Here is a 20,638-nt window from a genome sequence, read left to right on the forward strand (position 1 = left end):
GCGCACCGACATTTCACGGCCGTTCAAACCGACATACCTGAGATCGGCTACTGACATTTCCGAGGGGCTTCGACCGACATTTGCGAGCATGGCTTGGAGTGGAGGGCACGGTGATGGACCTTTAGCGGGGCTTCGACCCGGCTGTGATGAGGTGGTCCAGGGGCGTGGTGGGCAGAGCGATCCAGCCCTCCGTGGCCGCCGTGCCAGCCTGCTCCCCCGCTGGTACGGTCACCAGGCCGAGGGCTGACGCGCGGGCGGCGAGTGCGGACACGACGGCGTCGGTGGCGTCGTCCGAGGCGCGGCAGAGCGGCTCGTACTCGCCCAGCTCCAGCCACGGCGCCGCCTCCAGCAGCAGGTCCACGAGCCGGCCCAGCTCGGTGAGGTTGGCGGTGCGCTTGTAGCCCCGGTACGGCAGCCCCCACCGCTTCAGGCAGGCCGCCGGGTACACCTCCACAACAGCCCCACCGCCGCGCCGATCCACCGGCTGGCCCCGCCGCGCGAGCTCGGCCAACACAGCGGCGCAGCGCATGGTGGCGTGCCCGATGCGGTCGGCGGACACGCTCAGCGGCGTCAGCCCGGTCTGCTCGTGCACCACCTGGTCGGTGACCCGCAACGCCAGATCCCGCCGCCAGGCCCGACCCGCCAAGCCCTCCGGCACCCGGACGTGCCCGGCACGGTGGGCGGTGACGAAGTCCACGAACCTGTCGGGCCAGCCGAGCGGGCAGTCGATCCCCGCCTTGCTCGCGGCCATCACCGCCTCGACGATCAGCTCGTCGTCCGCCCCGACCTCCACCCTGACCAGCCGGGCCCGGCCGGCCGACCAGTCGAGCCATGCCACCGCAGTCCGCACCGCCTCCGCCGCGAGATCGATACCTACCGTCAACATCCCCTCACGATAGGAGCGAACTCGCAGGGTGCGTTCTGCGTACGTCCTGGCATCTGCGCATCTGAGAGCCGGGAATGACCAGGCTGTTACGTTATGCGTCCCTCATCGGCCGCTACTCCGCAATGGGGCGGCCGAAGGTGACGGCGTCGAGCACGGCTTGCGGGGCGGTGGCGCGGAAGGCGGCGTCCGGGCGTGCGCCGAGCGCGTCGTTGACGGTCGAGAACGCGATGCGCAGTGCGACGAACACCGTGATCCCGAAGATCTGGGCGTCATCGAATCCGGCGTCACGCAGCGCCCGCACATCCGCCCGGCCGATCCCGTTGGGGTCGCGCGCGACCTTCCGCGCCCAGCTTGCCATCGCTCGCTCGGCGGCGCTCAGCCCGTCGTCATCGCCCCGCAGCACTCCGGAGGCCGTTCGCGCATCTGTCGCGTCGGCCAGCTTGCTTCCCCAGGCCAGCGAGCAGTAAGAGTCGCCGAGAACCGACGCGCAGGCGGCCACCAGGATCCCGCGCTGGCGGTAGCTCAACCCCGCCGCCTTGCCTGCCTGCCCCATCAGGTCGAACAGCCCGCTCACGATGGCGGGCTCGTACGCCCACAATCTGGTGATGTTCATAATGTAGCCGACCTCGGCGAGATCATCGTCGAACAGTCGCTGCGCCTCCGGGGTGGGTTCCGGAGCCTGGAGGAATCCGATATCGCCCATGACGACTGACCCTAGTAGCTGAAGGTGGTGGCGCCCTCGTCGCCGATCCACTGCCACATCGGAATGGTGCCGCCCAGCTCCGCGCCCTCGATCAGCAGACTCTTGTCGAGCTTGCGGGAATCGAAGCAGATGGGGCAGACCAGGAACGTTCCACCCGCCTTGGCGTACCGAGCCACCAGGTCGGCCAGCGCCGGGCAGCCGTCGCACGCGACACCGGTCGCGACGCCGTCCAGGGCCAGCCGGGTGGCCTCCTTGGTGAGGAACATCAGCGTCGGACGGCCCTGCTCGGCCGCGCCGAGCGCGACCAGGAACGCCACCGTGACCCGCTCTGGGTCCTCAAGCCCCGTGGTCAAGCTGATGACAGCCTTGCCTGCCATGATCTCTCCTTCTCTCGGTCGTTCTCTCGTGTCGCCGGCTCGCGTCGACCGCGCTCGAAGCATCGGTGCCGACGTGTGGGAAAGCGTGTGGCGGATGCCGCCATTCCACCCCGCACCTCGCCCGCTCCGCATCCGTGCTCAGTACGGAAACCCGCTCAGTGCCAGACCGTGGAGATCCGCCCGAGCGGCGGCATACTCAGGTCATGGGTACGGACGTCTTTCCCGATTTACGAGGTGCCGGCGTGACACCGCGCGAGTTAGAGGTCCTGTGGCTCGTGGGCGACCGCCTGCAGAATCAGGAGATCGCCGCCAGGCTGCGGCTGTCGGAACGTACCGTCGAGAGCCACGTGTCGTCCCTGCTGCGCAAGCTCGGCGGGACCAACCGGCTGGCCCTGGTCGACGCGGCGGCCCGGTTCCGCGCACGCCGCGAACCCCGCGGTGTCCCGCCCAGACCGCTGTCATCATTCGTTGGCCGAGCCAGGGAGATCGGCGACCTGCGCCGACTGCTCGACACGCACCGGATGGTGACCCTGACCGGCCCCGCCGGCACCGGCAAGACCCGCCTGGCCCTGCACCTGGCCCACTCGGTGACCACGCTGCCTCCGGCCGTCCTAATCGATCTCGCCCCCATGACCCCCGGAGACGCCGTGGAACGGGCGTTCGCCGACGCACTGGGCGTCGCCGGGCAAGAGCACCAGCTGCGCGCCCTGATCCGCGGGACGCTCGCCGAGGGTCGGCACTGGCTCGTCGTGGACAACTGCGAGCATGTGACCGCCACTGCGGCGGCGCTGCTCGCCGACCTGCTGGCCACCACCGACCACCTGCACGTGCTGGCCACCAGCCACGGAGCACTGCACATCGCGGGGGAGGTCGTCTACGAGATCCCGCCGCTGCCGCTGCCCGCCGAGCTCGACGACCCGGCCGCCGTACTGGACTCCGGCTCCGGCCTGCTCTTCGCCGACCGCGCCACCGCGGTCTCGCCCGGGTTCGAGGTCACCGCCGGAAACGCCAGGCAGGTCGCAATGATCTGCCGCCGCCTGGACGGCCTGCCGCTGGCGATCGAACTCGCCGCCGCAAGGGTACGGTTCTTCACGCCCAGCGAGTTGCTGGCCCGGCTGCACGACCGGTTCGCCCTGCTGACCGATGGGGCGCACGGCTCTCCGAACCGGCACCGTACCTTGGAGGAGGCCCTCACCTGGAGCTACGAGCTGCTGAACGAGGACGAGCGGCTGCTGCTGGAACGTTGCTCGGTGTTCCCGGGCGAGTTCGACTACGACACGGCTGCGCAGGTCGTCCCCTACCCGCCGCTGGATTCCGCCGACCTGATCCGGATCTTCTCGCGCCTGCTGGACCGATCGCTGATCTCTTCCCACCGCAGGGACGAGACAACCGAGTATCTCCTGCTGGAGAGCGTCCGGCAGTTCGCGCGTCGGCGGCTGGTCGCGCGCGGTGCCGCAGAAACGGCGCGCGAGCAGCACGCCCGTCACCATCTGCGCCATGCCGTGGCCGCCGTGCCGGACCTGCGCGGCCGAGACCAGGTCGCCGCGCTACGGTGGATCAACCGTCGCTCGGCAGACCTGACGGCCGCTTTGCGCTGGGCCCTGGATCGGAACGACACCACCAGCGCTTGGGAGTTCATCGCCGGCATCGGTACGGCGTGGGAGGTCGTCGGTTGCAGCGGCGAGTTGTTCGACTGGCTCGACAAGCTACTCCAACGACCGCTGCCGGACGGCGCCTTGCGCCTCCGGATCGCGATCACCTGCTCCATCGTGCTGTGCTATCAGGACACAGAACGGGCGCAGGAGTTCGCCGAGCGGGCGCATCGGATGGCCGTGAGCGGCACCGGGCACGATCAAGCACTCGCCCTGCTCGCCCGCGGCTGGACGATGAGGTACGGCGAGCAGCACGCGGACTCCCTCAGGCACCTGGCCCAGGCGGCCGAGCTCTTCGAGCTGCTGGGCGACGACTGGCACCGCGCCATGGCGCTGTCCGCCCACGTGTACGCCGCCGACCCCGAGACCACCCTGGCCCGGCTGGTCCAGGCCGCCGAGCTGTTCGGCCGGCTCAACGACCACGTCAAGCGCGCCAATTGCCTCAATCAGATGAGCATCCGGGCGATCGAGGCTGGGGTCCGCCTCGACGACGTGCCCGGCTGGCTGGCTGAGGCCGCGCGGCTGGCCCGGGCCAGCGGCAACGACCACGAACGGCTACACGCCGAGATCTACCTGGCCACCCTCGACCAGCACCGGGGGGACCACGCCATCGCGCAGACCCGCTTCGGTGGCCTGCTCCCCGAGTTCCGGCGGATCGGCGACCTGCGCTGCGCGGCCCGCTGCCTGCTCGGCCTGGGTCGCGCCGCGGCCTTCGGCGGCGACCGCGATAGCGCGCGGCTGCACTTCGCCGAGGGCACCCACATCGCCGTCGGCCTCGGGGACGTGCGCATCACCGCCATCGGGCTGCACCTGCTCGCCGGGTCCGACCACGCCACCGGCCACTTCGAACGCGCCGCCGCCCTGCTCGGCGCCGCCGAACGACTCAGCCCTGAAGACCGGGAAGCCCTCGTCACCGACCAGGAGTTGCGCGCGGCGCTGCGCGACCGGCTCGGCCCGGTGGGCTTCGACTCCGCCTTCGCCCACGGGTACGAGACACCGTTGACTCGCGTGCCAGCGATTCTTCAGGCATCACCGCTGGTGGACCGCACGCCAGGCGACTGACGTCCCCGCCGGTAGCGTGACCACCTGGGGTCGACGGTCGTGCCGGTCAGGGTGAAGATCTCTTGGGCCGGCCGGATCATTGGCATATGCGGAACTTGACGACCATCCGGAAGTGGTCGGTACGGGGGTTCGTCAGGGATTTGGGGCTGCTGACACGGTTACGGCTCTTGATAGGTTATTGACGGGTGTGCCGGGAAGTCTGGTCGGCGGTTCACTCGTCGTTCCCGGAGAGCCTATGCACCTCGACCGCCCCGCCGCCCAGTTCATCCCCCGTGAGCGCCAGGTGGTCGTGTGACCGTTACGGCGTGGGTGGCGGTGGCCGCCTTTCTCATTGCGTACACGCTGATCGCCACCGAGAAGATGCACCGCGTGGCGGCGGCGCTGGGCGGGGCGGGGATCATGTTGGTGATCCATGCCACCCACGCGGGTGCGGCGTTCTTTGACGAGCATTCCGGGATCGACTGGAATGTGATCTTCCTGCTGCTCGGCATGATGGTCATCGTCGGTGTCCTGAAACAGACGGGCATCTTTGAGTTTCTCGCCATCTGGGCGGCCAAACGGGCCAAGGGGCGGCCGTTCCGGCTCATGGTGTTGCTGATCGTGATCACCGCGTCCGCCTCGGCGTTGCTGGACAACGTGACCACCGTGTTGCTGATCGCGCCCGTGACGTTCCTGGTGTGCGAGCGGCTGGCGCTGCCCGTGGCGCCGTTCCTGATCGCCGAGGCGATGGCGTCCAACATCGGCGGCACGTCCACCCTGATCGGCGATCCGCCGAACATCATCATCGCCAGCCGCGCCGGGCTGACCTTCAACGACTTCCTGGTGCACCTGGCGCCGCTGATCGTGGTGCTGGTGGCGGTGTTCCTGGTGCTCTGCCGGTGGTTGTTCAGGAAGTCGTTCCGGTACGACCCCGATCGGGCCGCCGAGATCATGACGCTGAACGAGCGGGAGGCCATCGCCGACCACAAACTCCTGTGGCAGTCGCTCGCCGTGCTGACCCTGGTGCTGGCGGCGTTCGTGCTGCATCCGGTGCTGCACTACGAGCCGTCCGTCGTGGCGCTGCTGGGCGCCGGGGTGCTGGTCGCGGCCACGAAGGTGACGACCGAGGACGCCATCGGCGAGGTGGAGTGGCCGACCCTGGTGTTCTTCGCGGGGTTGTTCGTCATGGTCGGGGCGCTGGTGGAGACCGGGGTCATCGGGCAGATCTCCAGGGCCGTGGCGCAGGCCACCCACGGGGAGCTCGGGCTGACCACGATGTTGCTGCTGTGGGGCTCGGCCGTACTGTCGGCCGTCATCGACAACATCCCGTACGTCGCCACCATGAGCCCCATCGTCGCCGACCTCGTCCAGGCCAACGGCGGCCACGGGTCCGCGCAGGTGTTCTGGTGGGCGCTGGCCATCGGGGCCGACCTGGGCGGCAACGCCACGGCCGTGGGGGCGGCGGCCAACGTCGTCATCCTCGGCATCGCCGCCCGCAACGGCACCCCGATCAGCTTCTGGCAGTTCACGAAGTACGGGCTGGTCGTCACGTTCGTGACCGTGGCGCTGTCGACGCCGTACCTGTGGCTCCGCTACCTAACCTGAGTTACCTCACCGAAGGGGCAGCAGGCCCGGCTCGGGACCACTGCGGGGGCCGAAGATGCGGCGGTCGGCCGCCGCGATGCGCAGGTCGTTGATGCTGGCCTCCCTGCGCCGCATCAGCCCCGACTCGTCGAACTCCCACTGCTCGTTGCCGTAGCTGCGCCACCACTGCCCCGAGGCGTCGTGGCACTCGTACTGGAACCGCACCGAGATGCGGTTGCCCGTCACGGCCCAGAGCTCCTTGCGCAGCGCGTAGTCCAGCTCCCTGTCCCACTTGCGCCGCAGGAAGTCCCTGATCTCGTCGCGCCCGGTCAGGAACTCGTGGCGGTTGCGCCAGACCGAGTCCTCCGTGTACGCGAGCGCGACGCGGTCCGGGTCGCACGTGTTCCAGGCGTCCTCGGCGGACTGGACCTTGACCAGGGCGGACTCTTCGGTGAACGGCGGAACGGGTGGTCGTGACATGAGCACCAGCCTAGAGCGGGAGCAGTTTGTCCAAGGTAATGGGCAGGTCGAGGACGCGCTTGCCCGTGGCGTGGCGCACGGCGTTGGCCACGGCCGCCGCGGCTCCCGTGATGCCCACCTCCCCGACCCCGATCAGGCCCAGGGGCATCGTCGGGTCCGGTTCGCCGAGGTAGTGCACGTCGAGGTGCGGGATGTCGGCGTGCACGGGGACGTGGTATTCGGCCAGGCTCGGGTTCACGATGCGGCCCGTACGGTGATCGACCAGGGTCTCCTCCGACAGCGCCAGCCCGATGCCCATTACGATGCCGCCGCGCAGCTGCGAGGCCGTCGTCTTGGCGTTGATCACCGTGCCGACGTCGAACACGCCGAGCCAGCGCGACACCCGTACCTCACCGGTGTCCCGATCGACCCGCACCTCGCAGAACTGCGCGCCGCACGCCGCCTTCACCCAGTTCCGGCGGTCGCGGATGGTCTTCGCCAGGAACCCGAGCACGCCCACCCCGCCCTCGGCCACCAGGTGATCACGGCCCGCACGAGTCAGGATCGCGGCATACGTCTCGCCCCGAGAGCCCTGATAGAGGCCCCCGTCGCGGGCTTCGAGGTCGTCCAGCTTGCGCCCGCGCAGCGGTGACCCGGCCGAACGCCGCGCCAGGGCGAGCACCGACTGCTTCAGCTTGCGGGATGCGGCGACCAGGCCCGCGGCCACGCTCGCCGTCTGCGCCGAACCGCCCGCGCCGGGCCCCGGCGGCAGGTCGGAGTCGCCGTACTCGACGCGTACGGCCTCCAGCGGCACGCCCAGCTCGTCGGCGGCGATCTGCGTCTGCGCGGTGGCCGCGCCCATGCCCATCTCGTGGAAGGCGGAGCGCACCACGACCGTGCCGTCCGCGGACAGCCGCACGGTGACCTTCGCGGGCATCTGCCACGACGGGTGGTACGCCGTGGCGACCCCCATGCCGACCAGCCACCGCCCGTCCCGCATGGACCCCGGCCGCGGATCGCGCTCATGCCAGCCGAACCGCTCCGCCCCCAGCGCGTACGCCTCACGCAACATCCGGTGCGCGAACCTCTTGCCGTCCACCGGATTGCGCTCGGGCTCGTTGCGCATGCGCAGTTCGATCGGGTCGATGCCCAGCTCAAAGGCCAGCTCGTCCATGGCCGACTCCACGGCGAAGGTGCCGATGGACTCGCCAGGGGCCCTCATATACGTGTTGGGCAGCGCGTCGAGCTGGACGAGGCTCTGCTGCAGGTGGATGTTCGGGGCGGCGTACAGGTGCCGGGAGGCCGAGGTGATCTGCTCCGGGAGGCCCCCGGCCCGTCCCGTCCTGGACACGCTGGTGTGGATGAGCGCGGTCAGCCTCCCGTCCGCGTCCGCGCCCAGCGCGACCCGCTGCGTGCTGGGAGTGCGGCCGCCGACCGTGTGGTAGACGCCCTCGCGGGTGAGCGCCAGCCGCACGGGCCGGCCGGTCGCCCGCGCGGCCAGCACGGCGAGCAACACCCCTGCCCAGACCGAGCCCTTGCCGCCGAACCCGCCGCCCACGTAAGGGGACAGCACCCGGATGTTCCGCTCGGGGACGCCGAACCGGTAGGCGAGGTGACTGCGCAGCCACGCGATGTTCTGCGTGCCCTCGTGCAGGGTCAGGCGGTCGCCCTCCCATACGGCGGTCGTCGCGTGCGGCTCGATCGCGTTGTGGTTGTGCGGCGGCGTGGTGAACAGCAGGTCCACCGCCACCGGCGCGGCCGCCAGCGCGGCCGGCGCGTCCCCCTTGTCGGCCCCGGCCTCCGCGATGGCGTTGCTCTTCTGCGGGGTGGCGTTCGGCGCCTCGGACGCGAAGTCCACCACGGCGGGCAGCTCCTGGTACGTCGTCCGCACCAGGGACGCCGCGTGCCGGGCGGTCTCCAGCGTCTCGGCCACCACGACCGCCACGGGCTGGCCATTCCAGTGCACCTCGTCGGTGGCCAGGTAGTTGACCGACGTGCCGGAGGCCAGCGAGCTGAGGTTCAGCATGCTCTGCTTGGGCGCGGGTTTCATGGCGGGGGCGTTCTCGTGGGTGAGGACCTCGATCACGCCGGGCACGGCCCGCGCCGCCGCGGTGTCCATGCCCGTGATCCGGCCCCGGGGGATCGTGGCGTGCACGAGCGCGGCATACGCCAGGCCCGGATAGCTGTGCTCGGCCGCGTACTTGGCCTCGCCGGTGGTCTTGGCCCGGCCGTCGAGGCGGTCGATGGGACGGCCCACATAGGTCGTCCGCTGCTCGGTCTCAGTGGCGGTCATGCCCTGCCCCCTCCGGTGTTCAGCTCGCGCAGCGTGGCCACGATCGTGGCGCGGGCCAGCGCGACCTTGAACGCGTTGCCCGGCCGCACGCTCGCTGCCGCCAGCTCGGCGTCGGCCGCCCGGCCGAAGGACTCCTCCGTCGCCGGCCCCCCGACCAGAACCTGCTCGGCCTCGCGGGCCCGCCACGGCTTCGCCGCGACGCCGCCCAGCGCCAGCCGCGCCTCCGTCACGGTCCCGTCCCGCACCTCCAGCGCCGCCGCGACGGAGACCAGCGCGAACGCGTACGACGCCCTGTCGCGTACCTTGCGGTAACGGGAGTTGGCCGCGACCGGCGCGGGCGGCAGCTCGACCGCCGTGATCAGCTGGTCGGCGGCCAGCTCGGTCTCGATCTCGGGCGTGCCGCCGGGCAGCCGGTGGAAGTCCGCCAGCGCTATCCGCCGGGTGCCGCGCACGCTCTCCACCTCGACGACGGCGTCCAGGGCGGCCAGCGCCACGCACATGTCGGAGGGATGCGTGGCGATGCAGCTGTCGCTCGCGCCCAGGATGGCGTGCATGCGGTTGAACCCGCTGAGCGCGTCGCAACCACTGTCCGGCTCGCGCTTGTTGCAGGCGGCGGCCTGGTCGTAGAAGTACAGGCAGCGGGTGCGCTGCAGCAGGTTGCCGCCGACGGTCGCCATGTTGCGGAGCTGGGCGGAGGCGCCGGAGAGTATCGCCTGCGAGAGCAGCGGATAGCGGGTGCGGATGCGCTGGTCCGCGGCGAGCGCGCTGTTGCGCACGAGCGCGCCGATGCGCAGTCCGCCGTCCGGCAGCTCGTCCACCCCGTCGAGCGGCAGCCCGCCGACGTCGACGACGGTGTCGGGGCTCTCGATGCCCTCGCGCATCAGGTCGACCAGGTTGGTGCCGCCGCCGATGAACTTCGCGCCCGGCTCGGTGGCGACCGCGTGCACGGCTTCGGCGACGTCGACCGGCTTGACGTACGCGAACGGCCTCACGACGCCACCTCCTTGATGGCGTCGACGATGCCGTTGTAGGCGCCGCAGCGGCACAGGTTGCCGCTCATGCGCTCCCTGATCTCCGCCTCGCTCAGCTCTTCGGCCCCCACGATGCTCGGCATGCCCGCGGCGTGCTCGGCCAGCATCCCGACCGCCGAGCAGATCTGGCCCGAGGTGCAGTAACCGCACTGGAACCCGTCGTGCCGGACGAACGCGGCCTGCAACGGGTGCGGCTCATCGCCCGTCGCGATGCCCTCGATCGTGGTGATCTCCTTGCCGGCGTACTGGACGGCCAGGGCCAGGCAGGCGTTGATCCGCACGCCGTCGGCGAGCACCGTGCACGCGCCGCAGGCACCCTGGTCGCAGCCCTTCTTCGGGCCGGTCAGCCCGAGGCGCTCGCGCAGCGCGTCGAGCAGGCTGACCCACGGCTCGACGTCGAGCTTCTCGTCGAGGCCGTTCACCCGCATCCGTATCTCGGTCACGCGCTTCCTCCCGCCGGAATCCGATCCTTCTGCGGGCGACGCTAACAGACCGTCGTTCACTTAACAAGAGAACGTTGTTCTTTTATCCTCTGTCAGTATTCTGGAGGAACATGACGTCAGCATTCGTCCGGGCCCGGCGGCCGGAGCACAAGCAGCAGCGGCGCGAGGCGATCCTCGCCGCCGCCCGCGAGCTTGCCCTCGACTCCGGCGTGCGCAACGTCAGCCTGGCAGCCGTCGCGGACGCCGTGGGCCTGGCGAAGTCCAATATCATGCGCTATTTCGGCACCCGCGAGGAGATCTACCTCATCCTCGCCGCCGACGAGTGGCGGCAGTGGTCGGAGGCGATCGCCGACCGGCTGGGCGACTGTGACGGCACCGGCGACGTGGTGACAGCCCTGGCGGAGACGCTCACCGACCGGCCGCTGTTCTGCGACCTGATGAGCCACACCACGACCACCCTCGAGCACAACGTGTCGGTGCCCGCGGCCCGCACGTTCAAGCGCGCCGTGCTGAGCGTGATCGCCGCGGTGGGCACGCTGATCTCGCAGGTCACGGAGCTGACGGAGAGTGAGGGCGTGGAGCTGGCGTCCGCGGCGACCGGGCTGGCCGGCATGCTCTACCCGGTCACCCACCCCTCCCCGACCATGATCGAGCTGTACGCCCAGGACCCCGACATCGCCGCGGCCTGCCCCCAGATGGTGCCCACCCTCACCCGCGCCCTCAGCGCCCTCGCCGCCGGCCTCCCGGCGCTCAGGGGCTGAAACCCATCAGCGGCAGCATGACCTCCACGCGGGTGCCCGCTTCTTGATGTTCTCGTCGGGCACGTCGATGTACGGCAGGTTCTCCGCCCACCAGGCGTTGTAGTCCTGCAACTGCCGCCGCAGCGCCTGCTCCGGCGAGCGCCCCTTGTACCCGTCGTACTCCGAGCGCGACCCGGCCAGCTCCTCGGTGACGAACCCCATCTGCATCTTGGTCCGAACGATCTTGCCGGGCTCGACGGTGACCGAGCCCTTCAGCCTCCTAGAGCGGTAGCCAGACCCGCATGGTCGCGGGACCGCGGTTGCCCCACCGGTGGTACGGCACGAGCCGCAACCGGACATCCGCGCCGCCCGCGCGGCCGTTCGAAGGCGTGTACGGCCAGCCGCCGCCATCCGGAGTGCCGAGCGACGCCTCGACCTCCAGCTCGACGGCCTCGTCCACGTCGTGCTCCACGGGCGGCGACATGCGGGCGGTCAGGTCGCCGAGCGGCGGCTCGTCGGCCACCGACTCCGCGCAGTAGACGAGCGGCCCCCGCTCCACCGCCGCGCTCCCCCGCAGCGCGTCGATGCGCCGGTCGGGGAACGTCCACCTGGGCGCCATCGGCAGCTCCAGCCGGATCTCGTCCCCGGCCCGCCACGGCCCGTCGACGTAGGCGTACCCGGGGCTCGCCGGACGGATGACCGGCCCCTCGGGCAGCGGCGCCTCGGGTGACGACACGGGGACGTGCGCGAGCGTGGCGTCCGTGGCCCAGGCCGGGACGCGCAGCCCGATCCGCCCCTCGCCGCCCTCGACCACCCGGACGGTCACCGAGCCGGTCCACGGGTAACCCGTCTCCACCCGCAGCGCCAGCCCGCCGTGCCGGATCTCCGACGGCGTGTGGTGGTGGATCTGGATCCCGTCAGCGGTGGCCGAGGCCACGTACGCGGGCAGCGAGGCGAGCGTCCTGGCGATGTTGTTCGGGCAGCAGGACACGTCGAACCAGGGCGAGCGCAACCCGCCCTCGGGCGCGTGGTTCACCCCGTCGAGCGGCACCGCGGGCACCCGCACGTGCAGCGGATTGGCGTAGAAGAACGACCGCCCGTCCAGCGCCACCCCCGTGGCCAGCATGTTGTACAGGGTGCGCTCGGCCACGTCCGCGTACCGGACGTCGCCGGTGGCCAGCAGCAGCCGGTGCGCCAGCATGATGGAGGCGATGCTGGCGCAGGTCTCGTTATAGGCCCGGTCCGGCGGCAGCTCGTAGTCCTCGCCGAACGACTCGTCGGTGTGCCGCGACCCCATGCCGCCGGTCAGGTGCGTACGCCGGGCGATCGTCCGCTCCCACTGCGACTCGACCGCCTTCAGCAGCTTCTCGTCCCCGGTCTCGACGGCCACGTCGACCACCCCGGAGGCCAGGTAGAGCGCCCGTACGGCGTGCCCGCGGAACACCTGCGCCTGCCTGACGGGCATGTCGTCCTGGTAGTAGGCGCGGCCGAAGGGGATGTCGGCGAGCGCCGGCAGGCCGCGCCGCTCGACGAAGCGACGGGCCATCTCCAGGTAACGCAGGGTTCCCGTCGCTCGGTAGAGCTCGACCAGCGCCATCTCGATCACGGGGTGCCCGCACGTCTGAGTGCCGTCCATGAAGCGGCGGCAGACGTGGTCGGCCGCCCTGATGGCGACCTGGGTGAGCCGGTCCTCGCCGTGCATGCGCAGCCTGGCGACCCCGGCCTGGATGAGGTGGCCGTAGCAGTAGAGCTCGTGCCCCCACTCGAAGTCGGTGTAGCGGCTACCCGACCAGCGGGTGTTGATGTACCCGTCACCCTCCTGGGCCTGGGCCACGGTCTCGGCAAGCGCGGGCAGGTCCGGGTGGTCGGCCCAGGCCATGGCCTCCAGCAGCTTGTAGATCTCCGAGTCGCTGAACTCCCGGCCCCGGCGCGGCCGCTCGCCCCTGAAGTTGCCGATCCAGCCTTCGCGTTCTTCCCATTCCTGGCAGTGGGCGATCGTGACCTCACGGTTCAGGGCCGCCCGGTCTCCCCAGAAACCGGGTGACAGCCGTACCGCGTCGAGACCGAGTGGGGACAGGACGCCCGATGAGGGCAGGACGGGATTAGCCACGCAGAGCTCCTGACATGAATCCGCGCACGTAGTGGCGCTGCAACACGATGAAGAGGATGAGACAGGGGATGGCCATGACCATGACGCCGGACTGGAGCATGCCGTAGTCGATCGCGCCGAACGTTTGCTGCGTCATGCTCACCACGGCCACCGGCAGGGTGAACGACGAGCCGTCGTTGAGCAGGATGAGCGGCGCGAAGAAGTCGTTCCACGAGGCGAGGAACGCGAACAGGCCCACCGTGATCAGCGCGGGCCGCACGGCGTGCAACAGGATCCTGGAGAAGGCCCGGAACGTGCCGCACCCGTCCACCAGCGCCGCCTCCTCCAGCTCGCGCGGGATGGCCTCGAACGCGTTGCGCATCATGAACAACGCGAACGGCAGCTGGAACATCACGAACACCAGCGAGAGCCCCACCAGCGAGTTCTGCAGGCCGATGTAGCCGAGCAGGACGTAGAGCGGGATCAGGATCGTCGCGTACGGCACCATCAGGATCGCCAGCGTGGCCAGGAACAGCAGGTTCTTGCCCGGGAAGTCGAAGCGGGCGAAGCCGTAGCCGCCGAGCGCCGAGACGACCAGCGTGCCCGCCACGGTCATCACCGCCACCAGCACGCTGTTGGTGGCGTACGTGCCGAGCCCTTCGCCGAAGCTGGCCATCTCCAGGTAGTTGGACGGGTCCTCCAGCGAGGCGTAGCCGCTCCACACCAGCGGGAACAGGAACAGCACCGCCAGCGCGGAAAGCGTGATAAATCGGCTCATCGCAGCCTCCGCATCATCAGCGTGTTCAGCCCGACGAGGGCCACCAGCAACACGACCGAGATCGCCGCCGCGCCGCCGAGGTCGAAGCGGAAGAACGCGTCCCGGTAGACGACCATGACCATCGAGACCGTGCTGTTGTCCGGGCCGCCGTTGGTGAAGACGAAGAACTGGTCGAAGGCCAGCAGCGAGCCGGTCACGCTGAGGATCAGCATGAGCGCCAGCGTCGGACGCAGCAGCGGCAGAGTGATCTTGGTGAAGATCTGCCACCGGTTGGCGCCGTCGCTCTTGGCGGCCTCGTAGACCTCGGTCGGGATCGCCTGCAGGCCGGTCAGCAGGATCAGCATGTTGAACCCGGCGAAGCGCCAGAGCACCAGCGTGATCGTGGAGAACAGCGCCATGTTGGGCGTGCCGATCCACTTCACCGGCTCGCTGGTGATGCCCAGCGCCTGGAGCATGGGGTCGATGGGGCCGAAGTCGTTGTTCAGCATCCCGTAGAACAGCAGCCCGGCGGCGGCGAAGCCGACGGCGCCGGGCAGGAAGAACGCGGTCCTGAAGAAGGCGATGCCCGGCCTGCGCTCCTGCACCAGCAGGGCCAGGCCGAGCGCCACGCCCGACAGCAGGACGGTGGTGATGGCGGTGTACTTGAGCGTGAACAGGACCGCGTCGACGAAGAGCGGGTTGTCAGCGATCTTGAGATAGTTGGTGGGGAAGTTGACGGTGGCCTGGCCCAGCAGCGGCCAGCGGTTCAACGACATCCAGACGACCAGCACCAGGGGCGCGATGAACAACACGCCCACGATGACGGCCGTCGGGGCCGCGTACAGCCAGCCCTGGACCTTCCTGCTCCGCCACCGGGCGGGCGGCGCGGAGTGGGCCGGCCGCCGCCCGGATCGCGTGATCGTCAAAGTCATTGTTGCAGCGATTTCGTGATCTCGGTGTTGAGCTGGGGGACCTTCGCGGCGTCACCGAACACGGCCTCGCGGGCCAGTCGCAACCACGGCCCCTGCGGGTCGTTGAAGGTCTGGCCGAAGCGCAGCGCGTACGGCGTCTGCCCCTTGGCCACCAGCGAGTTGATCATCACCACGCGCGGGTCCTCCGCGGAGTATTTGTTGCCGGCCAGGTCGGTACGCGCGAGCACGTCCTTGTTCTTGGCCATGACCTCCACCTGGGCGTCGTCGGAGACCGTCCAGGACACGAAGTCCCAGGCCGCGTCCGCGTTCTTGGTGGTGGAGGAGATGCCGACGGAGTCGCCGCCCACGAACGTCGACTCGCCGCCGTCGGGACCGGCGATCGGGGTGACGCCGACCTTCATGTCCTTGGGCATCTGGCCGAGCGTGGTGGAGGGCATCGGCATGACGCCGATCTCACCCTTGGGGAAGAAGCCGGTCCAGGTCGGGCCCTGCTCCTCCTTGGTGGTCGGGCCCGAGACCTTGTTCTCGTACAGGCCGCGGTAGATCTTGAACACGTCGGTCATCGCGGCCTGGTCGTTGAGCGAGGAGGTGCCCTCGGCGTTCATGACCTGCGCACCTGCGGCCCAGACCGACGGCCAGAACGTGAAGACGTAGCAGCCGCCGCAGTTGCCGCCGAAGAACGTGCCGTGCACCTTGCCGTCCTTGCCCAGCTTCTCCTGGACGGTGGTGGCCTGCTCGGCGAACTCCTTCAGCGTCTTCGGGCCCTTCTCGGGGTCGAGCCCGGCCTTGGCGTACAGGTCCTTGTTCCAGAACCAGACCGACAGGTCGAGCGTGTGCGGGACGGTGTACTGCTTGCCGTCGAGCGTGCCCAGCTTCATGTGCGAGGGCGCGAGCTTGTCCTTGTACGGCAGCGCCGCGATCCGGTCGGTGACGTCCAGGAACAGGCCCTGCGAGGTGTAGTTCGGGACGAAGATGACGTCGGACGCGAACACGTCGGGGAGCTGCTTGGCGCCGGCCGCCGCGGCGATGCGGGGCTGGTAGTTGTCGGTGGGGATGACGGTGAGCTTCACCTGGTTCTTGTGACTGCTGTTGTATGCCTTGACCAGCCGCTCTGTCTGCGCCTGGGTGGCCGCACGGGTCCACATGGTGATCGTCACGGGACCGTCCGTGGGCTGCGTGCTCCCACCACCGCCGCCGCCGCTACCGCAGGCCGCCGCTGTGAGCGCTAACGCACCGAGTAGGGAGATCCCGGCCAGCCTTCGTCTCATGATGTGCTCCTGGACTTAAAGGTTTTCGGAAACGTAGAAGAAACACGAGGCCATGTCAATGGGTGCTAGGGTTCTACCCAGTTCACAAGACCGAAAAGGGTTTCGAAACATGGCGAGTAAGCGGGCGACCATCAATGATGTGGCCTCGCTGGCGGGGGTCTCGATCGCCACGGCGTCCAAAGCACTCAACGGGCGCCAGGATGTGCGGGCGGCGACGCGGGAGCGCGTGCTGGCCGCCGCGGCGGAGCTCTCCTTCCAGCCGAACGCCCTGGCCAGGGGGCTGATCTCGGGGCAGACGCGCACGGTGGGGCTGCTCACCTCTGACAGCGTAGGCCGGTTCGGCATCCCGGTGCTGCTCGGCGCGGAGGACGCGTTCGGCGCGGGCGAGATGGCCGTGCTGCTCTGCGACGCGCGGGGCGACGCGATCAGGGAGCAACACCACCTGCGGGCGCTGCTGACGCGCCGGGTGGACGGGCTGATCGTGGTGGGCGAGAGCACGAACCCGCGCCCGTCGGTGAGCAAGGACCTGCCCATCCCCGTCGTGTACGCCTACGGCCCGTCCGAGGACCCGGACGACGTGTCCTTCGTGCCCGACGACGTGGGCGCGGCGACGATGGTCGTCAACCACCTGCTGGCCCTGGGCCGCCGCAGGATCGCGCACGTCACGGGGCCGACGCACTACAAGGCGGCGCGCGACCGCGAGGAGGGGCTCCGCCTGGCCCTCGCCGAGGCCGGGGTGGCCCAGGCCGGGCAGACGTTGTCGGGCGTGTGGTCGCAGCGGTGGGGGCGGCACGCGGCGGAGATGTTGCTGATGGCCGAGCCGGAGATCGACGCGGTGTTCTGCGGCAGCGACCAGATCGCGGCCGGGTTCGTGGAGACGGCCAGGGAACGCGGGCGGCGGGTGCCCGACGACATCGCGGTGGTGGGCTACGACAACTGGGAGGTGCTGTCCACCGAGACCCGGCCCACGCTGACGACCGTGGACATGAACCTGGAGCTGCTCGGCCGGACCGCCGCACAACACCTGTTCGCGGCGATCGACGGCAAGGCGACGCCGGGGGTGCACAAGATGCCGTGCCACCTCGTGATCCGGGACTCCACCTCACCACCCGGAGTGTCCTGACTCCGGAGGTGGTTTCCTATACGTATGCCTGATCTCGTAGTGGACGGCGGCGACAAGCGCTGCGTTCAGGTGCTCATCGAGCTGCGCAACCACGTGCTCGGCGCCGCTCCCGGAGCCGTGGTCCACCTGATCACCTCCGACCCCGCCGCGGTCGTGGACCTGCCCGCGTGGTGCCACATGACCGGGCACACCTACCTCGGTCCCGTGCCGGGGGCGGCGCGGCCCACGTACGCCGTGCGCGTGGGCGACGGCGCCAAGCTCACGCAGGAGAACCGGCCCTGGCACGCGGCTTAAACGGTTAACGCCCTGGGGTTCCGGGTGGCCTACAGTAAGGGGGTTACCCGGTTCAGGAGAGGGAGCCCGTGAAGCGACCGACGATCGCCGACATCGCCACCCGGGCGGGAGTGTCCAAGGTGGCGGTCTCCTACGCGCTCAACGGGCAGCCGGGGGTGTCGGCGGCGACGCGGGCAAAGATCATCGCCATCGCCGACGAGATCGGCTGGCGGCCCAACAGCGCGGCGCGGGCGCTCAACGGCGCCAGGGCCAACTGCGTCGGCCTCGCGCTCTGCCGGCCCGCCCGCATCCTGGGCGTCGAGCCGTTCTTCATGGAGCTGATCAGCGGCATCGAGGGCGTGCTCGCCGACCGCTCCTACGCGCTGCTGCTCCAGGTCGTCACCAGCCACCAGCAGGAGAGCGAGGTCTACCGGCACTGGTGGGGCGAGAGCCGCATCGACGGCGTGTTCCTGGTTGACCTGCACTATTCGGACGCCCGCGTGGCCGAGCTGGAGCGGCTCGGCATGCCGGTCGTGGTCATCGGCCACCCCTCGGAGTCGGGCACGCTGTCGGCCATCTGGTCCGACGACGGCGAGGCCGTGCGCGAGACCGTCGGCTACCTGGTGGCGCTCGGCCACCGCCGCATCGCCCGGGTGGCCGGGCTGCCCGAGCTGGTCCACACGACCGTCCGCGACCAGGCGTTCGCCCAGGCGTGCGAGGGCGTGGCCGAACACGTCACCATGCACACCGACTACACCGGCGAGGAGGGCGCCAGGGCCACCAGGCGGCTGCTCAGCTCGCCAGAGCGGCCCACGGCGATCGTCTACGACAACGACATCATGGCCGTGGCGGGCCTGTCCGTGGCCCAGGAGATGCGGGTCGAGGTGCCGCGCGACCTGTCCATCGTGGCCTGGGACGACTCACCGCTCTCCCAGGTCGTACGCCCGCCGCTGACCGCGCTCACCCGCGACATCCCGGCCTATGGGGCGCACGCCGCGCAGCGGTTGCTGGCCCTGATCTCCGGTGAGAGCGTGCCGCCCTTCGAGGACCAGGCGGCCGTGCTCACGCCGCGCGGCAGCACGGGCCCGGTTCACTCCAGCACGTAGGCCGGCCGGCCCCGAGCTCTGGTGCCCCCGGCACGTGCCGCAGGTGGGGACGTACGGCTGGCAGACCGTCCGTCCCGACCCGCGGCACGTGCCGTCCCCTCCTCGCGGCACGAATGCCGGAGCCGTCCCGCGTCCCCCCACGTCGAGACGACTCCCACCATGAAGGAGCGCGGAGGGGGGCGCCTGAGTACCTCCATACCTAAACGAATTGCCCGCCGTTCTTGACAATTTTTTTTGTCGGCTACTACTCTCAACAACAGAGAACGGAGGACATCATGAGCAAGCTCATTTCCAGCGACGGCACTCCCATCGCCTACACCCGCGCAGGCCAGGGCCCCGCGGTCATCCTGGTGGACGGCGCGCTCAGCCACCGCGCGCAGAGCATCAACACCGACCTGGCCACGGCGCTGGCCGGACATTTCACGGTCTACACCTACGACCGGCGCGGACGCGGCGAGAGCGGCGACACGGCGCCGTACGCGCCCGAGCGCGAGGTCGAGGACCTGGCCGCGCTCGTCGCCGAGGCCGGCGGCACGGCCCGCCTGTACGGCACGTCGTCGGGCGCCGCCCTCGCGCTGGCGGCCGTGGAGAGCGGGGTGCCGGTGGAAAAGCTGGCGCTGTACGAGCCGCCGTTCATCGTGGACGACACCCGCCCGGCCATCCCGGACGACTACGTGCGGCGGATCGGCGAGCTGGTGGCCGCCGACCGGCGCGCCGACGCGGTCCGCTACTTCATGCGCACGGGTGTCGGGCTGCCGGGCGTGGTCGTGGCCATGATGCGGTTCATGCCGGCTTGGTCCAAGCTCAAGGCCGTGGCGCACACGTTGCCGTACGACGTCGCGTTCGTGGCCCCGTACGAGCACGGCACGCCGTACCCCGCCTCGAACTGGGCCTCGGTGAAGGCGCCCACACTCGTCATGGACGGCGGCAAGAGCCCGGCGTGGATCCGCAACGCCGCCAGGTCGCTGGCCGCCCTGCTGCCCAATGCCGAGCACCGCACGCTCGAAGGCCAGACCCACATCGTCAAGCCGGCCGCGCTGGCTCCGGTCCTGGAAGGGTTCTTCCGATGAGGTTTCGCAGCACGATCGAGCTGGGCGGCAAGACCGCCACGGGCTTCGAGGTGCCGGCCGAGGTGGTCGAGCGGCTCGGCAGCGGCAAGCGGCCCGCCGTGACCGTCACGATCAACTCCTACAGCTATCGCAGCACGGTGGCGGTGATGGGCGGCCGGTTCATGCTGCCCCTGAGCGCCGAGAACCGCCAGAGGGCCGGGGTGGCGGCCGGGGACGAGGTCGAGGTGTCCCTGGAGCTCGACACCGCGCCTCGGGAGGTCAAAGTGCCCGCTGACCTGGCGGAGGCGCTCGATCGCGCTCCGGAGGCCAGGAAGTTCTTCGAGAGTCTGTCTTACTCGCGCAAGTCGCGGTACGTGCTGCAGGTGGAGGGCGCCAAGAAGGCCGAGACGCGGCAGCGGCGCATCGCCGACACGATCGCCAAGCTCGCCGACGGCATCGCCTGAACGCCTGACGCCCGGCGCGTAACGCGGGGCATGACGGGTAGGCGGGCGGTATGACTGAGGGCTTCGACACCGACATGCTTTGGGATGAGTTCCACCGGATGGTCAACATGAACTCCGGGGAGCTGCGCGCGTACCTGCTCGCCGAGGCCTCCAACGAGGAGAGTTTCCCCCCAGACCCGGACCTGGGCATCGACGAACTGGGCCGGGGCGTGCTGCACATCCTGAGCAAGCGGAAGGGCGACCTCACCAAGGGTGATCTCAAGGTGATGCGCCAGGTGGTGGAACTCGTCGAGACGATGGGCGACCGGACCGACGACGACTCGCGGCGCGAACTCATGTCCGTTGGCCACGACCCGCTGAGGGGATAG

Annotated in this window: 21 protein-coding genes; 9 read left to right on the plus strand and 12 right to left on the minus strand. The window is 70.0% G+C overall.

Going from position 1 to position 20,638, the window contains the following annotated elements:
• Nucleotides 1-121: 121 nt before the first annotated feature.
• The 3 genes from ACFLIM_RS30075 to ACFLIM_RS30085 form a co-directional block, all read right to left on the minus strand.
• Complete coding sequence (locus tag ACFLIM_RS30075) at nt 122-886, minus strand: DUF429 domain-containing protein (protein ID WP_393171164.1); 765 nt, start codon at nt 884-886, stop codon at nt 122-124.
• Nucleotides 887-998: 112 nt separating this feature from the next.
• The gene (locus tag ACFLIM_RS30080) at nt 999-1,589 is read right to left on the minus strand and encodes a carboxymuconolactone decarboxylase family protein (RefSeq protein WP_393171165.1); all 591 of its coding nucleotides are present in this window, start codon (nt 1,587-1,589) and stop codon (nt 999-1,001) included.
• A gap of 11 nt (nt 1,590-1,600) precedes the next feature.
• Nucleotides 1,601-1,966 carry a DsrE family protein gene (locus ACFLIM_RS30085; protein ID WP_393171166.1) on the minus strand — a complete coding sequence of 122 codons (366 nt, stop codon included), beginning with the start codon at nt 1,964-1,966 and terminating at the stop codon, nt 1,601-1,603.
• Nucleotides 1,967-2,208: 242 nt separating this feature from the next.
• Between ACFLIM_RS30085 and ACFLIM_RS30090 the strand changes: the two genes are divergently transcribed.
• Both ACFLIM_RS30090 and ACFLIM_RS30095 read left to right on the plus strand, forming a co-directional pair.
• Nucleotides 2,209-4,680 carry an ATP-binding protein gene (locus ACFLIM_RS30090; RefSeq protein WP_393171168.1) on the plus strand — a complete coding sequence of 824 codons (2,472 nt, stop codon included), beginning with the start codon at nt 2,209-2,211 and terminating at the stop codon, nt 4,678-4,680.
• 291 nt (nt 4,681-4,971) lie between these two features.
• A complete protein-coding gene (locus ACFLIM_RS30095; RefSeq protein ID WP_393171169.1) occupies nt 4,972-6,264 on the plus strand; it encodes an ArsB/NhaD family transporter in 1,293 nt (430 codons plus the stop codon).
• A gap of 6 nt (nt 6,265-6,270) precedes the next feature.
• On the opposite strand, the gene ACFLIM_RS30100 is transcribed toward ACFLIM_RS30095, so the two are convergent.
• Genes ACFLIM_RS30100 through ACFLIM_RS30115 form a run of 4 tightly spaced genes read right to left on the minus strand, consistent with a single transcriptional unit; the run spans nt 6,271 to nt 10,454 of the window.
• A complete protein-coding gene (locus ACFLIM_RS30100) occupies nt 6,271-6,723 on the minus strand; it encodes a nuclear transport factor 2 family protein (RefSeq protein WP_393171170.1) in 453 nt (150 codons plus the stop codon).
• 10 nt (nt 6,724-6,733) lie between these two features.
• Complete coding sequence (locus ACFLIM_RS30105; RefSeq protein WP_393171172.1) at nt 6,734-8,995, minus strand: xanthine dehydrogenase family protein molybdopterin-binding subunit; 2,262 nt, start codon at nt 8,993-8,995, stop codon at nt 6,734-6,736.
• On the minus strand, nt 8,992-9,987 hold the full coding sequence (locus ACFLIM_RS30110) for an FAD binding domain-containing protein (RefSeq protein WP_393171173.1): 996 nt from the start codon (nt 9,985-9,987) through the stop codon (nt 8,992-8,994). Before ACFLIM_RS30110 ends, ACFLIM_RS30105 begins: the two co-directional genes overlap by 4 nt.
• Nucleotides 9,984-10,454, minus strand: a complete 471-nt coding sequence (locus tag ACFLIM_RS30115) for a (2Fe-2S)-binding protein (RefSeq protein WP_393171383.1) — start codon at nt 10,452-10,454, stop codon at nt 9,984-9,986. Before ACFLIM_RS30115 ends, ACFLIM_RS30110 begins: the two co-directional genes overlap by 4 nt.
• Before the next feature lie 125 nt (nt 10,455-10,579).
• Here ACFLIM_RS30115 and ACFLIM_RS30120 point away from each other — a divergent pair, with 125 nt between their 5' ends.
• Nucleotides 10,580-11,230, plus strand: coding sequence for a TetR/AcrR family transcriptional regulator (locus ACFLIM_RS30120; protein WP_393171175.1), 651 nt, complete (start codon nt 10,580-10,582; stop codon nt 11,228-11,230).
• Nucleotides 11,231-11,236: 6 nt separating this feature from the next.
• Here the strand turns inward: ACFLIM_RS30120 and ACFLIM_RS30125 are convergent, their stop codons facing one another.
• From ACFLIM_RS30125 to ACFLIM_RS30145, 5 genes are read right to left on the minus strand one after another with little or no spacing between them, the layout of a single operon-like run.
• On the minus strand, nt 11,237-11,431 hold the full coding sequence (locus ACFLIM_RS30125; RefSeq protein WP_393171176.1) for a hypothetical protein: 195 nt from the start codon (nt 11,429-11,431) through the stop codon (nt 11,237-11,239).
• A gap of 58 nt (nt 11,432-11,489) precedes the next feature.
• Nucleotides 11,490-13,319, minus strand: a complete 1,830-nt coding sequence (locus ACFLIM_RS30130) for a glycoside hydrolase family 127 protein (RefSeq protein WP_393171178.1) — start codon at nt 13,317-13,319, stop codon at nt 11,490-11,492.
• Nucleotides 13,312-14,076: a carbohydrate ABC transporter permease gene (locus ACFLIM_RS30135; RefSeq protein WP_393171179.1), complete on the minus strand. Its 765-nt coding sequence runs from the start codon at nt 14,074-14,076 to the stop codon at nt 13,312-13,314. The genes ACFLIM_RS30130 and ACFLIM_RS30135 overlap by 8 nt, the downstream gene beginning before the upstream one ends.
• The gene (locus tag ACFLIM_RS30140; protein WP_393171181.1) at nt 14,073-14,987 is read right to left on the minus strand and encodes a carbohydrate ABC transporter permease; all 915 of its coding nucleotides are present in this window, start codon (nt 14,985-14,987) and stop codon (nt 14,073-14,075) included. The genes ACFLIM_RS30135 and ACFLIM_RS30140 overlap by 4 nt, the downstream gene beginning before the upstream one ends.
• A complete protein-coding gene (locus ACFLIM_RS30145; RefSeq protein ID WP_393171183.1) occupies nt 14,984-16,255 on the minus strand; it encodes an ABC transporter substrate-binding protein in 1,272 nt (423 codons plus the stop codon). The genes ACFLIM_RS30140 and ACFLIM_RS30145 overlap by 4 nt, the downstream gene beginning before the upstream one ends.
• 109 nt (nt 16,256-16,364) lie before the next feature.
• On the opposite strand from ACFLIM_RS30145, the gene ACFLIM_RS30150 reads away from it, so the two are divergent.
• From ACFLIM_RS30150 to ACFLIM_RS30175, 6 genes are all read left to right on the plus strand, one after another.
• Complete coding sequence (locus ACFLIM_RS30150) at nt 16,365-17,378, plus strand: LacI family DNA-binding transcriptional regulator (RefSeq protein WP_393171185.1); 1,014 nt, start codon at nt 16,365-16,367, stop codon at nt 17,376-17,378.
• A gap of 24 nt (nt 17,379-17,402) precedes the next feature.
• Nucleotides 17,403-17,672, plus strand: a complete 270-nt coding sequence (locus ACFLIM_RS30155) for a sulfurtransferase TusA family protein (RefSeq protein ID WP_393171187.1) — start codon at nt 17,403-17,405, stop codon at nt 17,670-17,672.
• A gap of 68 nt (nt 17,673-17,740) precedes the next feature.
• Nucleotides 17,741-18,757, plus strand: coding sequence for a LacI family DNA-binding transcriptional regulator (locus tag ACFLIM_RS30160; protein ID WP_393171189.1), 1,017 nt, complete (start codon nt 17,741-17,743; stop codon nt 18,755-18,757).
• Nucleotides 18,758-19,032: 275 nt separating this feature from the next.
• Nucleotides 19,033-19,827, plus strand: a complete 795-nt coding sequence (locus tag ACFLIM_RS30165; RefSeq protein ID WP_393171190.1) for an alpha/beta fold hydrolase — start codon at nt 19,033-19,035, stop codon at nt 19,825-19,827.
• Nucleotides 19,824-20,270, plus strand: coding sequence for a YdeI/OmpD-associated family protein (locus tag ACFLIM_RS30170; RefSeq protein ID WP_393171191.1), 447 nt, complete (start codon nt 19,824-19,826; stop codon nt 20,268-20,270). The genes ACFLIM_RS30165 and ACFLIM_RS30170 overlap by 4 nt, the downstream gene beginning before the upstream one ends.
• Nucleotides 20,271-20,320: 50 nt before the next feature.
• On the plus strand, nt 20,321-20,638 hold the full coding sequence (locus tag ACFLIM_RS30175) for a DUF3140 domain-containing protein (RefSeq protein WP_393171193.1): 318 nt from the start codon (nt 20,321-20,323) through the stop codon (nt 20,636-20,638).

Source organism: Nonomuraea marmarensis (assembly GCF_043197025.1).
Classification (GTDB): domain Bacteria; phylum Actinomycetota; class Actinomycetes; order Streptosporangiales; family Streptosporangiaceae; genus Nonomuraea; species Nonomuraea marmarensis.

Bases quoted from the DNA above. Each gene is read 5' to 3' on its own strand.
- ACFLIM_RS30135 (WP_393171179.1), bottom strand. From the start codon at position 14,076: ATGAGCCGATTTATCACGCTTTCCGCGCTGGCGGTGCTGTTCCTGTTC.
- ACFLIM_RS30175 (WP_393171193.1), top strand. From the start codon at position 20,321: ATGACTGAGGGCTTCGACACCGACATGCTTTGGGATGAGTTCCACCGG.
- ACFLIM_RS30085 (WP_393171166.1), bottom strand. From the start codon at position 1,966: ATGGCAGGCAAGGCTGTCATCAGCTTGACCACGGGGCTTGAGGACCCA.
- ACFLIM_RS30150 (WP_393171185.1), top strand. From the start codon at position 16,365: ATGGCGAGTAAGCGGGCGACCATCAATGATGTGGCCTCGCTGGCGGGG.
- ACFLIM_RS30100 (WP_393171170.1), bottom strand. From the start codon at position 6,723: ATGTCACGACCACCCGTTCCGCCGTTCACCGAAGAGTCCGCCCTGGTC.
- ACFLIM_RS30165 (WP_393171190.1), top strand. From the start codon at position 19,033: ATGAGCAAGCTCATTTCCAGCGACGGCACTCCCATCGCCTACACCCGC.
- ACFLIM_RS30080 (WP_393171165.1), bottom strand. From the start codon at position 1,589: ATGGGCGATATCGGATTCCTCCAGGCTCCGGAACCCACCCCGGAGGCG.
- ACFLIM_RS30155 (WP_393171187.1), top strand. From the start codon at position 17,403: ATGCCTGATCTCGTAGTGGACGGCGGCGACAAGCGCTGCGTTCAGGTG.
- ACFLIM_RS30115 (WP_393171383.1), bottom strand. From the start codon at position 10,454: ATGCGGGTGAACGGCCTCGACGAGAAGCTCGACGTCGAGCCGTGGGTC.
- ACFLIM_RS30120 (WP_393171175.1), top strand. From the start codon at position 10,580: ATGACGTCAGCATTCGTCCGGGCCCGGCGGCCGGAGCACAAGCAGCAG.
- ACFLIM_RS30140 (WP_393171181.1), bottom strand. From the start codon at position 14,987: ATGACTTTGACGATCACGCGATCCGGGCGGCGGCCGGCCCACTCCGCG.
- ACFLIM_RS30105 (WP_393171172.1), bottom strand. From the start codon at position 8,995: ATGACCGCCACTGAGACCGAGCAGCGGACGACCTATGTGGGCCGTCCC.
- ACFLIM_RS30125 (WP_393171176.1), bottom strand. From the start codon at position 11,431: ATGGGGTTCGTCACCGAGGAGCTGGCCGGGTCGCGCTCGGAGTACGAC.
- ACFLIM_RS30170 (WP_393171191.1), top strand. From the start codon at position 19,824: ATGAGGTTTCGCAGCACGATCGAGCTGGGCGGCAAGACCGCCACGGGC.
- ACFLIM_RS30145 (WP_393171183.1), bottom strand. From the start codon at position 16,255: ATGAGACGAAGGCTGGCCGGGATCTCCCTACTCGGTGCGTTAGCGCTC.
- ACFLIM_RS30075 (WP_393171164.1), bottom strand. From the start codon at position 886: ATGTTGACGGTAGGTATCGATCTCGCGGCGGAGGCGGTGCGGACTGCG.